15 protein-coding genes and 1 pseudogene are annotated in these 13,473 nt (G+C 63.5%); 9 read left to right on the forward strand and 7 right to left on the reverse strand.

Features of this window, described 5'->3' with window-relative positions; all coding sequences use genetic code 11:
• Positions 1 to 143: 143 nt before the first annotated feature.
• From ShzoTeo12_RS19860 to ShzoTeo12_RS19880, 5 genes are read left to right on the forward strand one after another with little or no spacing between them, the layout of a single operon-like run.
• Positions 144 to 1,244, forward strand: coding sequence for a sugar ABC transporter substrate-binding protein (locus ShzoTeo12_RS19860; protein WP_318913822.1), 1,101 nt, complete (start codon positions 144 to 146; stop codon positions 1,242 to 1,244).
• Positions 1,244 to 2,824, forward strand: coding sequence for a sugar ABC transporter ATP-binding protein (locus ShzoTeo12_RS19865; protein ID WP_318913824.1), 1,581 nt, complete (start codon positions 1,244 to 1,246; stop codon positions 2,822 to 2,824). Before ShzoTeo12_RS19860 ends, ShzoTeo12_RS19865 begins: the two co-directional genes overlap by 1 nt.
• On the forward strand, positions 2,821 to 3,834 hold the full coding sequence (locus tag ShzoTeo12_RS19870) for an ABC transporter permease (RefSeq protein WP_313192323.1): 1,014 nt from the start codon (positions 2,821 to 2,823) through the stop codon (positions 3,832 to 3,834). Before ShzoTeo12_RS19865 ends, ShzoTeo12_RS19870 begins: the two co-directional genes overlap by 4 nt.
• A gap of 29 nt (positions 3,835 to 3,863) precedes the next feature.
• Positions 3,864 to 4,214 carry a RidA family protein gene (locus tag ShzoTeo12_RS19875; RefSeq protein ID WP_313192324.1) on the forward strand — a complete coding sequence of 117 codons (351 nt, stop codon included), beginning with the start codon at positions 3,864 to 3,866 and terminating at the stop codon, positions 4,212 to 4,214.
• Positions 4,215 to 4,236: 22 nt separating this feature from the next.
• Positions 4,237 to 4,989, forward strand: coding sequence for an SDR family NAD(P)-dependent oxidoreductase (locus ShzoTeo12_RS19880; RefSeq protein WP_318913827.1), 753 nt, complete (start codon positions 4,237 to 4,239; stop codon positions 4,987 to 4,989).
• 236 nt (positions 4,990 to 5,225) lie between these two features.
• Here the strand turns inward: ShzoTeo12_RS19880 and ShzoTeo12_RS19885 are convergent, their stop codons facing one another.
• From ShzoTeo12_RS19885 to ShzoTeo12_RS19900, 4 genes are all read right to left on the reverse strand, one after another.
• Positions 5,226 to 5,429 carry a hypothetical protein gene (locus ShzoTeo12_RS19885; RefSeq protein ID WP_318913829.1) on the reverse strand — a complete coding sequence of 68 codons (204 nt, stop codon included), beginning with the start codon at positions 5,427 to 5,429 and terminating at the stop codon, positions 5,226 to 5,228.
• Positions 5,430 to 5,490: 61 nt separating this feature from the next.
• A complete protein-coding gene (locus ShzoTeo12_RS19890; RefSeq protein ID WP_318913831.1) occupies positions 5,491 to 5,805 on the reverse strand; it encodes a BrnA antitoxin family protein in 315 nt (104 codons plus the stop codon).
• A complete protein-coding gene (locus tag ShzoTeo12_RS19895) occupies positions 5,802 to 6,050 on the reverse strand; it encodes a BrnT family toxin (RefSeq protein ID WP_318913833.1) in 249 nt (82 codons plus the stop codon). Before ShzoTeo12_RS19895 ends, ShzoTeo12_RS19890 begins: the two co-directional genes overlap by 4 nt.
• 328 nt (positions 6,051 to 6,378) lie before the next feature.
• Entirely contained in the window at positions 6,379 to 6,963 is a 585-nt protein-coding gene (locus ShzoTeo12_RS19900; RefSeq protein WP_318913835.1) for a LysR substrate-binding domain-containing protein, read from the reverse strand.
• A 236-nt stretch (positions 6,964 to 7,199) separates the two neighbouring features.
• On the opposite strand from ShzoTeo12_RS19900, the gene ShzoTeo12_RS19905 reads away from it, so the two are divergent.
• From ShzoTeo12_RS19905 to ShzoTeo12_RS19920, 4 genes and pseudogenes are all read left to right on the forward strand, one after another.
• Positions 7,200 to 7,373: a hypothetical protein gene (locus ShzoTeo12_RS19905; protein WP_318913836.1), complete on the forward strand. Its 174-nt coding sequence runs from the start codon at positions 7,200 to 7,202 to the stop codon at positions 7,371 to 7,373.
• A 219-nt stretch (positions 7,374 to 7,592) separates the two neighbouring features.
• A pseudogene (locus ShzoTeo12_RS19910) lies at positions 7,593 to 7,847 on the forward strand (aldehyde dehydrogenase family protein); the annotation flags it as partial.
• Between the two features lie 150 nt (positions 7,848 to 7,997).
• On the forward strand, positions 7,998 to 8,969 hold the full coding sequence (locus ShzoTeo12_RS19915) for a 3'-5' exonuclease (RefSeq protein ID WP_318913838.1): 972 nt from the start codon (positions 7,998 to 8,000) through the stop codon (positions 8,967 to 8,969).
• Positions 8,970 to 9,211: 242 nt separating this feature from the next.
• The gene (locus ShzoTeo12_RS19920) at positions 9,212 to 9,445 is read left to right on the forward strand and encodes an SRPBCC domain-containing protein (RefSeq protein WP_318913840.1); all 234 of its coding nucleotides are present in this window, start codon (positions 9,212 to 9,214) and stop codon (positions 9,443 to 9,445) included.
• Positions 9,446 to 9,539: 94 nt separating this feature from the next.
• On the opposite strand, the gene ShzoTeo12_RS19925 is transcribed toward ShzoTeo12_RS19920, so the two are convergent.
• From ShzoTeo12_RS19925 to ShzoTeo12_RS19935, 3 genes are all read right to left on the reverse strand, one after another.
• On the reverse strand, positions 9,540 to 10,853 hold the full coding sequence (locus tag ShzoTeo12_RS19925; RefSeq protein ID WP_318913842.1) for an HlyD family type I secretion periplasmic adaptor subunit: 1,314 nt from the start codon (positions 10,851 to 10,853) through the stop codon (positions 9,540 to 9,542).
• Entirely contained in the window at positions 10,840 to 12,561 is a 1,722-nt protein-coding gene (locus ShzoTeo12_RS19930; RefSeq protein WP_413251182.1) for a type I secretion system permease/ATPase, read from the reverse strand. Before ShzoTeo12_RS19930 ends, ShzoTeo12_RS19925 begins: the two co-directional genes overlap by 14 nt.
• Positions 12,562 to 12,673: 112 nt before the next feature.
• Positions 12,674 to 13,456, reverse strand: a complete 783-nt coding sequence (locus tag ShzoTeo12_RS19935) for a hypothetical protein (protein ID WP_318913844.1) — start codon at positions 13,454 to 13,456, stop codon at positions 12,674 to 12,676.
• Positions 13,457 to 13,473: the final 17 nt, after the last annotated feature.

Consider the following 13,473-nt stretch of genomic DNA (forward strand, 5'->3'; position numbering starts at 1 on the left):
AAATCAATTCGATTGCATGAAATGTCAGAGGTTACGATCCTACCCTGGCGGCAGAGCGGAACACTTGGTTTCACGGCGGATACGCCTTGTTGCAAAAAAATAGAAAACGCACCGCGACAGCGGTTCATCCAGAGGGAAAGCAGATGACGACGAAACTTCTCACGAACCTTGCGGGGCTCGCACTTTTCTCCTCCATGGCCGCTATTCCGGTTACGGCCGGCGCGGCGGATCTCGATGCCATCGGGGCCACCATCGCCGAGCACCAGAAGCTGCCGGCCTTCGTGCCCGCGGGCGAGCCCTTCGATGCCAAGACCTGCATGGCGGACAAGAAGCTGATGGTGGTGTCGTTCTCCAGCGCCGTCGAGTTCACCGGTGGCGTGGCCACCCGCATGACCGAGATCGCCAAGGAAATCGGCTTCCAGTACGACCACTACCAGACACAGGGCCAGCCATCGCAATGGATACAGGGTATCAATCAGGCCGTCACGCAGGGCTACGATCTCGTGGACGTGCTGATGTCGGATCCGCGCGTCCTGCTTCCGCAGGCCATGCAGGTCGATCAGGCCGGGCTGAAGGTCGTCGCGGCGCATGCCTCCGGCTTCGATACACCGGCCCCGGAGCCGTTCCAGAACGTGCATATCGACTATACCCAGGCCGGCCGCCTCATGGCGCAGTGGGCGATCCTGAAGACGCAGGGCAAGGCGAACGTCCTTGCCATCGTCGCCGAGGATTCCTTCTCGGCCAACTCCCTGCAGAACGGCATCAAGGAGGTGATGGACGAGTGCGAGGACTGCAAGGTCCAGTACATCAACGTGCCGGTGACGGATTGGGCGACCCGGATGCAGTCCACGGTTCAGTCGGCGCTGCTGCGCGATCCTTCGGTCAACTATATCCTGCCGATCTATGACGGCATGGCGCAGTTCGTCGTTCCGGCCGTGGAACTGACGCAGTCGGCGAACCGCGTGAAGATCGCGACTTTCAACGGAAGCCCCTATGTGCTGCAACTCGTCCAGCAGGGCAAAGTCGAGATGGATATCGGCGAAAGCATCGACTGGGTCGCCCATGCCATCGTCGATGCCGAGATGCGCATGCTGTGCGGCCTGCCGCCGGTCGAGGATCCCAAGGTACCGCTCTACATCTTCGATGCCTCGAACGCGGACACCGCCGGAAAGCCGCCGCAGATCTCCACCGGTTATGGCGATGCGTATCTCGCCGGCTACCGCAAGCTCTGGGGCCTGCAATAATGGCCAAGGCGGGGTCCAGGTCCGCCAATCTGATCGTCGAAGGACTGACGAAGTCCTTCGGCGGTTCAAAAGTTGTCGACAATGTCTCGCTTACGGTCGGCCATGGCGAGATCCATGGCCTCCTCGGCCATAACGGCTCGGGAAAGTCGACGCTCATCAAGATGCTCTCCGGCGTCTATGCGCCGGACGGTGGCGCGGTGATGCTGGCGGGGGTGGATCTGCCTCTGCCGCTGCCGCCCGGCGAGTTCAACCGGTACGGCATCGCCGTCGTGCACCAGGCGCTCGGCCTTGTCACGTCGCTTTCGGTCTCGGAGAACCTGCTGGCGCGTCGGCTCGTGCGGCAGGCCAATCCTTTCATCCGCTGGGGCGCGGCCCATCGCGAGGCCGCCGCGATCCTCGCCGAGGCTGGCCTGGACATCGATCCGCGCCTGCCCGTCAGCGATCTCGTTCCGGTCGAGCGTGCATTGGTCGCCATCATCCGTGCCTTCAGGGAGATCATGGAGACGACGGGCGGCAAGGGTGGTCTCCTCATTCTCGACGAGCCGACGCCGTTCCTGTCGCGCGTGGATGTCGAGCGGCTTTTCGCGCTCGTCCGCACGCTTGCGGGGCAGGGGACCAGCATCATCTTCGTCTCGCACGACGTGGACGAGGTCAAGGAACTGACGGACCGCGCGACCGTGCTGCGCAACGGACGCATCGCCGCCACCCTGACGACCCCCGAAGCCAGCAAGGCCGATTTCATCGCTGCGATCGTTGGGCGCCATCTCGCCTCGGAACGGCCGGTGTCCGCGAAGCCGCAGGGGAAGCTGGCGATATCGGTTCATGGCCTTCGGGCGGCCGAACTGGCATCGCTCGACCTGGAGGTGAAGGCTGGCGAGGTGCTCGGGCTCACCGGTCTCGTGGGATCGGGCTATGATCGGGTCCCCTACTATCTCTACGGAGCCGAGAAGGCTGAAAGCGGCACGTTCACGGTCTCGGGCGAGACGGTAAGTCTTCCCGGCATGACGCCGGCGGCGGCGATCGATCGCGGCATGGTGCTCGTTCCCGCGGACCGTCAGAAGGCGGCGATCGCGGAGGGGCTGACGGTTGCCGAAAACATCGCCCTTCCGGCATTAGGCCGTTCGCTGCCGACGGTCTTCATCCGCGCCGCTCAGGTGGCACGCCACGCCGCCCGACTGGTGGAGGATTTCGACGTCCGCCCCCGCGATCCCGAGCGCCTCATCCGTGAACTGTCCGGCGGAAATCAGCAGAAGGTCGTTTTGGCCAAATGGTTTCAGACGGAACCCGCGGTCATCCTCCTTGACGAGCCGACGCAGGGTGTCGACGTCGGCGCCCGCCATCAGGTCTACGACTTCATCCGGGACGCGGCAGCCCGCGGCGCGGCAGTCATCTGCGCCAGTTCCGATCATGAGCAGCTCGAGATGATCTGCGACCGCGTCCTCGTCTTCAGCCATGGCCGGGTCGTGGCGAGCCTGACGGGCGCCGACGTGAACAAGACCACCATCACCGAAAGCTGCCTCGACAGCCTTGCGGGTACGCTCGAGGCGGCACCCGCCCTTCTGGAAGAGAATCCCCGATGAGCAAAGCAGTCACAGAAAATCCCCCTGCGGGCCATGACGTCCCGCGCCACGGCCGGCGCCGCTTCCTTGTGGAGCTCGAGCGCTTCGCGCTCCTGATCGCCTGGCTGCTGATCATCGCGATCTTCGGCGCGATCGCGCCCGAGACGTTTCTGACCTGGCCGAATTTCTCCAGCATATTCGGCTCCCAGGCAGTGCTGGTGATCCTGACGCTGGGACTGATCATTCCGCTGACGGCGGGCGATATCGACCTGTCGATCGCGCAGGTGCTGACGCTTTCGTCGATGATCATCGCCGTTCTGAACGTCAATTATGGCTGGCCAATCGGGCTTGCGATCATGGCCGCGGTGGCTGCGGGCGTCCTCACGGGTCTGCTGAACGCGTTCTTCACCCTTTATTTCCGGATTCACTCGCTGATCGTCACGCTCGGCACGGGCACGTTCCTGCATGGACTGACGCTGTGGATCAGCAGCTCGCGGACGATCGGCGGCGTTGACTGGGGACTCGTCAACGCGGTCATCCTCACGCGGTTCCTGGGCATTCCGCTCGCCTTCTACTATGCGCTCGTCCTCGCGCTGCTCCTTCTTTATGTCGTCGAGTTCACGTCGTTCGGCCGCAAGGCGTTGTTCGTCGGGCGCGGGCGGGAAGTGGCGCGGCTTTCGGGGATTCCCGTCACGCGCGTCAGGCTGATCTGCTTCATGTCTTCCGGCGCCTTCGCCGCCATCGCGGGCGTGCTTTACGCCGGCACCTCCGGCTCGGCGGATCCGAACTCCGGAACGCAGCTCATGCTGCCGGCCTTTGCCGCCGCCTATCTCGGGGCGACCGCGATCTCGCCGGGGCGCTTCAATCCGCTCGGCTCCATGATCGCGGTCTATCTCCTCGTTACCGGCATCACGGGCCTGTCCATCCTCGGCATCGACACCTTCGTTCAGGATCTCTTCTACGGCGGCGCGCTGGTGATCGCCGTGGCGCTTTCCCAGCTCGTTCGGGGCCGCGAAGAATCCCTCACCTGACCAGACAACGCAATTTCAGGAGCAGACACATGACCATCGAACGCGCTTACACGAACCAGCGCATGAGCCAGATCGTCAAACATGGTGGCCTGGTCTACCTCGCCGGCCAGGTGGCGAGCGGCGCGCCCGGCGCCAGCGTGCGCGAGCAGACCCGCGATATCCTGGCGCGCATCGACGGATTGCTCGCGGAAGCGGGTACGGCCAAGGGCCGGATTCTGACAGCGACGATCTGGCTCACGGATATCGGTACTTTCGATGAGATGAATGCGGTCTGGGACGCCTGGCTGCCGGAGGGCTGCGCGCCGGTGAGAGCATGCGTGGAGGCACGACTGGCGGCGCCCCAGTATACGGTCGAGGTCATGGTTACCGCCGCGGCCTGATTGCGGGAGAGGAGGGTTCCGCATGCCCCGGCTTGCGAAACGCAATGCGCTGGTTATCGGCGGCGCGATCGGTATCGGCCGCGCCGTAGCGCTCGCCTTCGGGCGTGAGGGCGCAAACGTTGTCGTTGCCGACCGGGGCCACGAGGCCGAACGCGCGGCCCTCGTGGCGGAGATCGCAACGGACGGGGGCGGAGCCTTCTCCGTTGAATGCGACGTGACGGTCGAGCCGGATGTCGCGTCGGCCGTAGAAACGACCGTCGCGCTATACGGAAGTATCGATATTCTCGTCAACAATGTGGGAATCGGCCAGCCGCCGGGCGATTTCACCGCGCTGGACTGGGTCGATTGGCAAAGGCTTCTCGACGTCAATCTGCGCGGTGTCGCGTTCGGGTTGCGGCACGGCCTGCCGCCGATGCTGGAAAGAGGATATGGTCGCATCATCAACACCGCCTCCCAACTGGCGCACAAGCCGGCGGCGGGGGCGGCTGTCTACAGTGCCACGAAAGCGGCGGTGGTCGCGCTGACCACCGCCGTTGCCCAGGAAGTCGCAGCCAAGGGCGTCCTTGTCAATTGCGTATGCCCCGGCCCGACCGACACGGCTACCTGGCGCGCCAGTGACCCCGAATGGCGGCGATGGAAACAGCAACAGCTTCCGATCCGTCGAATAGCGAGACCGGAGGAGATCGCATCCTCTTACGTCTTCCTCGCGTCCGAGGAAGCAAGCTTCATGGTGGGCCAAACAATCTCGCCGAATGGCGGCGATGTGAGCTGGTAGTCGGTCTCCTATCTTCGAAATTGAAAATCGAAGGTTCGCTTTTGGTCAATACCTGAACAAGAATCAGAATAAGTACTCAGCGCTTGATGATCTGACGTCTCGTCTTAACAGCCGCATAAGCGTATCCAAGAGCGGAGTCCTTGAGGCCCGTCATCTTCGTCGATTTCGATCAGCAATGGCCGGCCTTGCCCTGTGCCGCGCGAAAGCAGCTTACCCCCCCGGCTTCTCAAATTTCATCAGTCGCCACTCTTGCCGAGCCCGGGAGGGCCATCCAATCGTCCCGTAGTCGCGGCAAGGGCTCGGATAGCTTCCATGGCGGTTGCCAAGCTCTTCATGAGCATGGCGGTATCGCGTTCGCCGCTAGATTTGTCGATTTCCAGTGCTCTCGATCGCAAGTCGGCACTCTCGGCAGTGAGGCGGGAAATAAGGTCGTCGTCCATGCTGCTCTCCTTGTGCTTGCCAAGTGACAACGTGCCTGGAGTGTGTAGGTTCAGATGAACCTCAACCGGCAGCCCTTTTTAGGGCCTCCACCATCTTCGTCCGCCAATCGGGGTCACGCTTCCAGCGCTCAAGGACGGATCGCGGCAGCCGTAGGGTAACAGCCTCTCTAGGATCGTCTGCACGGGGTCGGCCTCGCTTGGCAACTTCCCGCTCCATAGCCTTCGCCATACCGGGGAACACCTCAGCAAAAGGCTTGGCCTTCGCCAGTTGCTCTTCGGTCAGTTCCGGGTTGTCCGGGTCGGCGGCAATCATCTTCTGAATTTCAGCCTCCTCCTCTGGGGTGAGGGGCCTCTTGGAAGAGAACTTGTTGGTCATAACAGCTTCCTTTCCTTGGTGCTGGCCGGTCGCATCGAGATCACGGAGAGGGCTTCCGAGCCGAGGAGCTTAAAGACGACGGCAATGATGATCATGCCGTTGAATTCGCCGATGGCGAGGTGACGGCCATCCGTCGACGGAACGACCTTGGCGGACAGGAAGAACTCGAAAGACAGGCCCGCGAAGTCCAAGCCGTGCTTGGCAATGTTCGTTTCGCGCTTCGGCTCGTCCCATACGATCTTCATGGGATTATTCGTACCCGGAAATTCAGGCACGTCAAGAATATTCGTATACGAAAAATACGAATAGGAGCGGAGGATTCAACTTAGTCAGCCGGTACTAGGAACAAGGCTTTCACTCTTGGCTATAGAAGCCGCGACGCCGCTCCGGGGGCGCCCCGTGCATAACGTCGTGAAGTGAGCAAGCCGGCAATCAATCGCTCTATATCTCTGCCGCCTGATCCCAATCGCTTCGACTGGGGTTCTAAGTCTTTGACGTCTTAAGAGTTCGGATGAGATCGACGCGGAACAACGGCGGGGCCGTCGGTTCGACATCGCTCAAGAGCCGATTTAGTTAGCCGCCACGTCCAAGAAGCTTCATGATCGAATTCTTGACCTGAAGGGCGGCCCGCGACAGGCCGTCTTCCCGCTCGACCAGTTGGATGCAGCTGTGCGGGAGATCCTGAAGGCCTGATTTTGCCGGGAGGATCGAGAAGGCCGGCGGTACGGTCCCCTCCGCCATCACCGTGATGGCGGGTCCCGAGTTGATCGCGCTTTTAATGACCTCGCCAGATGCTGTGGTGAGGACCTTGCGGTCAGCGTGGCCGTGTTTCTTCAGTGCGGCAACCGCGGCGGCCCGGAATGCGCAGCCTTCGGCATAGAAGGCCATCGGCCAGGGCACGACGTAGTCGCCGGCGGCGACCCAGACCAGCTTGGGCTGGCTTAGCAGCGTCGAATGGCTTTTCTGGTTCGGCAGCGTGACGATGGCGAGATCCAGCTTGCGGTACTCCAGGAGCTTCTGCAGCCGGAAGCTCATCTGGCAGATGACGTTCAACTCGATACCGGGAAACGACCTGTCGACGACGCGCATCAGACGGGAGAGAAAGGGCTCGCCATTCCCTTCCATCCCGAGCGCGAACATCAACGCCACCACCTTCATGATCGCGGAGAAAGCCTCCGACCTCATCCGAGGCCGGGCACCGCTGCCTGCGTTGGAGGTTCCCTACTACAAAGCCGTGCCCGAGGAGCATCGTGACCATGCAGTCGGATCGTAACATCAAGACGGGACATATTCAGCGGACATGCGCCACACTCGAGGTCAAGAGGGAAGTGGCCTCCTGAACGAAATGGGAGGCCGCCGCCGGTGAGCCCTTCGAAATTCACTATGATCGTGCCGTGTCCTTCTGCGTCATGGACGGGCGTGCGGAGATCGCGTTCGCCGACGACACAAGGCTCGGAATTCCACCGGACGACTTCGTCACCATCGAACCCGATATCAAGGGCGTCTGGACCGTCATCGAGCCGATAACCAACCTCTACAGGTATCACGAGAGCGGATCGGTCGAATGATATCGGACGCTCATCTGCTCGTGAGCTGCCAGCTCCCCCGCTCTCTCCGTTCCCGAGAATGGAACCTGCCTGCCCGCGAGGGCAGGCCCTTTTATCCCTCTATCTGGCGAACCGTCCAGATCACCACGTTCAGGAGGAGGCTTGTTTGATGCTCAAAGCCCAACTGAAAGCCTCGCACTTCATCGACGGCGAGTATGTCGAGGATACCGTCGGCACGCCGTCTTCGACGGCGCCGAACTCGAAAGCGCCATCGGCGGCGCGATGTTCGGCAATTTCTATTCGACGGGACAGGCCTGCTCCAACGGCACGCGCGTCTTCGTGCAGAAGGGCACCAAGGATAAATTCCTGTCGCGCGTCAAGGAACGCACAAAAAAGATCCTGATCGGCGATCCGATGGACGAGGCGACGCAGCTCGGGCCGATGGTCTTCAAGGCTCAGCGCGACAAGGCCCTCGACTATATCGAGAAGGGCAAGCCGCCTCCCATACCCGATTCAGAATTCGGGCAGCAAGCGCAGCCCTGTTTTGCGGCTTCGACATCCGCTAGTTTCGAATGTTCACTGCAGGCTCTATAAGAAGCCCTTAAGCGCGCGGCGTTATGCGCTAGCCAATGCGAGATGGGTGGCATGAAGCAGCAGTTCGACTTGTTCGGAACGGGGAAGGCGAGGGAACCCGAAGTGAAGGCCCAGTCCGTCCCCAGGGACGGCGTGCAAGGTGCTCAGGATGAGTTCGATATGGTGCGCCGGCTCGAAGGAACCGGCCGCTATCGCGTTCTGCGGAAACTGGAGCCGCGCACCATCGCGAATGCGCCGCGGCCCGGCTTTCCATTGCGTGGTGTCATCGTCGATACGGAGACCACAGGCCTCAACCCCCGCAAGGACGAAATCATCGAGATCGGGATCGTCGCCTTCAGCTTCGACGCGGCCGGAAACATCGGCGATGTCACCGGTGTCTATGGCGGACTGCAGCAACCGAGTGTCGCCATTCCTGCTGACATCACGCGGCTGACGGGCATCACGGACACCATGGTGGCCGGTCAGATGATCGACATCGCCCGGGTACGGGCCCTGATCGAATCTGCCGATCTGATCATCGCCCACAACGCCGGCTTCGACCGTCCCTTCTGTGAAACCTTTTCCCCGGTCTTCGCGCCGAAGGCATGGGCTTGCTCGGTCTCCGAAATCGACTGGTCGGCACGGGGGTTCGAGGGAACGAAGCTTGGCTACCTCATCGGGCAGGCAGGTTACTTCCATGATGGGCACCGTGCCGTCGACGACTGCTTCGCGCTGCTCGAGGTTCTGGCCCAGGGCGGACCGGACCAGGGCAACACACCGTTCGCCGAACTGTTCGCGACAAGCCAGCGCTCGCGGGTTCGCATCTTTGCCGAGCACAGTCCCTTCGAGATGAAGGACCACCTTAAGGCCCGCGGCTACCGATGGTCGGACGGAAGCGACGGGCGGCCAAAATCCTGGTGGGTCGAAGTGGCCGATGACATGCTCGACGAAGAACTCCGCTACCTGCGCGCTGAAATCTACCGCTGGCCCGACGCTGATCCTCCGATCCGGCGCCTCACCGCCTTCGAGCGCTTCAAGGCGTGAGCCATCGAGAAAACGACACACCACCGAAGTGCGCGCCTGTTGGACTATCTCAACAGATCTTAAACAGGTTCCATCACCCGCCAGCGCCCGCCGCTCAAAGGGCTACCGCTCCCTGAACGCCTCGATCATCGCTTTTGTGACATCGCCGGGGAAACACACCGGCGAATATCCGCCCGGCTTGCTATCGGTCGTTGAGGGACCCGAGCGAAACCCGACGCGCTTGCCCGACACATAACGGATGGGTGGATCCGCGGGCCGAAGCTCCAGGCCATCGTTCCGCAACTTCGGGTGAAAGCCACGCCTTCGGCGGCACCTGTCTGAAATTCGTCCCCAGCAAGCATCTCGTCTACACCAACAGTTTCGACGATCCCAACCTTCCAGGCCAGATGAAGGTCATCGTGAGCCTCAAGATCATGCCGATCGGTACAGAGGTGAGCATCGAGCAGCAGGGCGTGCTGGGATATCAGCCTATCTGAAGCCTGCTATTTCGATTGGCAGGATTTGCGAAACGAGCTCACGAAACTCAACGTGCCTAATATCAACCCTAGCTCGGATAAGCGGGGTGCGACTTCACTCCTCCCTGAACGCGCGGTTGATCTGGTCGGAGAGGGGTTTGACGAGATAGGAGAGCGCGGTGCGTTCGCCGGTCTGGATCATGGCTTCAGCCGGCATGCCGGGCACGAGGGCGAGGCCGTCGAGCCTTGATAGCTCCGTGTGCGGGACGGCGATGCGCACGAGATAGAAGGACAGGCCGGTCTTGTCGTCGGTGGTGAGGTCGGCAGCGATACGGGAGACGCGGCCGTCGAGTTCCGGCGTGGTGCGCTGGCTGAAGGCCGAGAGGCGGAGCACTGCCCGCTGGCCGGGCCTGATCTGGTCGATGTCCTTCGGCTGGATACGCACTTCCAGCGCGAGATCGTCGCCCTCCGGCACGATCAGCATGACCGGCTCGGCAGGATTGATGACGCCGCCGACCGTATGGACGGCGAGCTGATGGACGATGCCCGCTTGTGGGGCGAGGATGTCGATGCGCCGGAGATCGTCCTCGGCGGCGACCTTGCGTTCGACGTATTCGCCGACCTGTCCCTGGATCTCGCGCAGTTCGCGGCCGACCTCGGTCTTCACATCCTGATCGACCTGGAGAATCTGCAGGCGCGTTTCGGTGATCTTGCCCTCGGCCTGCGCCTGGAAGGCGATCTTCTCGCCGCGCTCGCCGTCATAGGTGGCGGCCTGCGTCTTGAGGCTGTTCAGCCGCTGCACCGAGACAATGCCCCTGTCGTGCAGGCCCTCCTGCGAGGCGATCTCCGAGCGCAGCACGTCGAGGCCGCTGGCATAGGCGACTTCCTGCGCCTTCAACCCCTGGATCTCATGCCCGTATTGCTCGATGCGCTCGCGAAGCTGCGCCTTCTTGCCCTCGCGCGATTGCCGGCGGAACTCGAACAGGCGGGTTTCGCTGCGCACCGCCGCGCCGGCGTCCGGATCGCCGGCCGCCTGCTCCAGCAGGCCAGCGGGAAAGGCGATGGCTTCACGGTCGTCGCGCTCCGCCTCCAGCCGGGCGAGGCGGGCCTGAAGCTCGTTCAGCCGCTTCGTGACGATGGCGAGGTTGGCATGCGTCTGGGTGGCGTCGAGGCGCATGACGACCGCGCCGGCCTTGACCGCATCGCCTTCCTGCACGAGGATTTCGCCGACCACGCCGCCCTTCGGGTGCTGCACCTTCTTGACGTAGGAATCGACGACGAAATGGCCGGAGGCCACCACCGCGCCGGCAAGGCTGGTGACCGCCGCCCAGCCGCCCCCGCCGCAGACGAGCAGCAGGCAGACCAGCAGCCCGCCCGCCATGTGCCGGCGAATGGAGCGGGCGGCGGCGATCGTTTCAGGATTGGGCATCGGGCGTCTCCGTGGTTTCCGCTTCGCGGCCGCTTGCAGGACTGGCGACGACGCGCAGCGGCGTCATGGCGAAGCCGCCCGCCGGATATCCGCGTCCGGTCATGGCCGGCGCGGGCTTCAGCACTTGCCCCAGCACCGCATCGCGCGGGCCGAAGGCCTTCTGGCGCCCGCCCTCCATCATCAGGAGATGGTCGACCGCGCCGATGGCGCTTGGGCGATGGGCGATCACCACGGCGATGCCGCCGCGCTCGCGCACCGAGGCGATGGCGCGCACGACCGCCGCTTCGCCCTCGGCATCGAGATTGGCGTTGGGTTCGTCCAGCACGACGAGGAAGGGATCGCCGTAGAGCGCCCGCGCGAGCCCGATCCGCTGGCGCTGCCCGGCCGAGAGCGCGGAGCCGCCTTCGCCGATGCGCGTCCCGTAGCCGTCCTCGAAGCGCAGGATCAGCTCATGGGCACCCGCCGCCCGCGCGGCCGCGACGATGGCCTCGGGATCGGGGTCCTCCTCGAAGCGGGCGATATTGTCGGCGATCGTGCCGTCGAAGAGCTCGACGCCCTGCGGCAGGTAGCCGATATGGCGGCCGAGGGCCTCGCGATCCCACTGGTCGAGGCTGGCGCCGTCTAGGCGCACCTTGCCGCCGGCCGCCGGCCAGGCGCCGACGAGGGCACGCGACAGCGTGGACTTGCCCGAGCCGGAGGGGCCGATGACGCCGAGCGCGCTGCCGGCCTGGATGGAAAAGCCGATGCCGGTCACGGTGGGCTTCCTCTCGCCGGGCGGCAGGATGGTGACGCCTTCGACGCGCAGCTCCTTCTGCGGTGCGGGGAGCGCCATGGTCTCCGGGACGGGCGGGATCCTGCCGAGCAGGTCCTGGAGGCGTTTCCAGCTCTGCCGCGCCATGAGGAAGGGCTTCCAGCTCGCTATCGCCAGATCGATCGGGGCGAGCGCCCGCCCCACCATTATGGAGCTGGCGATCATGATGCCGCCGGTCGCCTGCTGCTCGATCACCAGCCAGGCGCCGACGCCCAGCACAGCCGATTGCAGCATCATGCGCAGCGTCTTCGACAGGCTGCCGAGGCCGCCGGCTATGTCGCCGGCCCGGCGGTTGGCGTCGAGATAGTCCGCATTTGCCCGGCACCAGCGCGCCTCCAGCCGCGCCCCGAGGCCGAGGGCCTGCACGACCTCGGCGTTGCGGCGGGAGGCTTCCAGCAGGCCGTTGCGGGCCATATTGTGGGCGATGCCGTCGCGCACCGGCCTTTGCGACAGTGCATTGGCAAGAAGGGTGAGGAGCGCGAGAATGACGGCCCCGACGAGCGCCGTCATGCCGATCCAGAAATGGAAGAGGAAGCAGATGCCGAGATAGAGCGGCATCCAGGGCAGGTCGAAGAAGGCGGTCGGTCCCTGGCCCGAAAGGAAGCCGCGCATATTGTCAAGGTCGCGCAGCGGCTGGAGGCCGTCGCCCGGCATGCGCGCGAGAAGGGGAAGGCGCACCACGGCATCGTGTACCCGGCCGCACAGCACGCCGTCGACATGCTCGCCGATGCGCAGGAGGATGCGGGCGCGGATGATGTCGAGCCCGGCCTGGAAGAGATAGAGCCCGGCCGCCAGGATCGAGAGGCCGACGAGGGTCGGCACGCTGCCGCTTGCCAGCACCCGGTCATAGACCTGCAACATGAAGAGCGGAGAGGTCAGCGCCAGAACGTTGACCACGCCACTGATGAGAGCTATTCCGACGGATGCTCGTCTGAGGGGTGAAGCGACCGCCGCAGTCAAAGACTGCGACGGCGCCTGCTGTGGGGCTACCAACACTACAGCGAACTTCTCAGGCGAACAGGTTGACGCCGAGGACGAGCGAGCTGTTCGCGATGTCCTGGACGGAGATGCTGCCATTGACGCCGTCCGTGACGGTGGCGTCGTAGAGGCCGCTGACGGCATCGTAGGCGTAGCTCACAGAAAGCGCGCTGCCGGCAGCCCATGCGGTAATGTCGATGAAGTCCTGCGCGGCGTTGAAGTCCGTGATGACGTCATTGCCGTCGCTGCCCTGGAAGACGAAGACGTCGGCTCCGCCATTGCCCGTCAGGGTATCGTTCCCGTCGAAGCTGTAGAGCACGTCGCTGCCCGAGCTGCCGTTGAACGTGTTGTTCTGGCTGTTCAGGACGCTGAGCAGGTTGGTCGGGTCGCCCTGCATGATACCGTAGACGAAGTTGTGCACCGCATTTGCAGGGCCCGTGCCCGTGAGGCCGAGGCCGTTGATATCGATATCCCAGGAGGACTGGGAGAAGGTATCCGTGCCCGAATTATAGCCGAGGCCCTGGCCGAAGGTCGCGCCGTCTACGGCGCCGGCAAGCACGTGGGACGTCATGTCGTAGTAGAGGTCGTCGGCGCTGCCGGAATCCAGCACCACCGTATCGGCGCTACCCACGCCGGCGACGGTCGTGCTGTTGCTGTCGGCGACGGCGAACTGGTTGCCGACGAAGTCGCTCGGATTGTCGGAGAAGAAGCCGTAGTAGCCGGGCGTGAAGTTGGTGTCCCAGTTCGAGAGATAGGAGAGGAAATTGATGCCCACGCCGTCATTGTTGGCGTCGTTGAAATCGATCGTTGCCATTTGCTTTCCTTTCTAGG

Origin of the sequence: Shinella zoogloeoides (genome assembly GCF_033705735.1) — a bacterium.
Taxonomy (GTDB): domain Bacteria; phylum Pseudomonadota; class Alphaproteobacteria; order Rhizobiales; family Rhizobiaceae; genus Shinella; species Shinella zoogloeoides_A.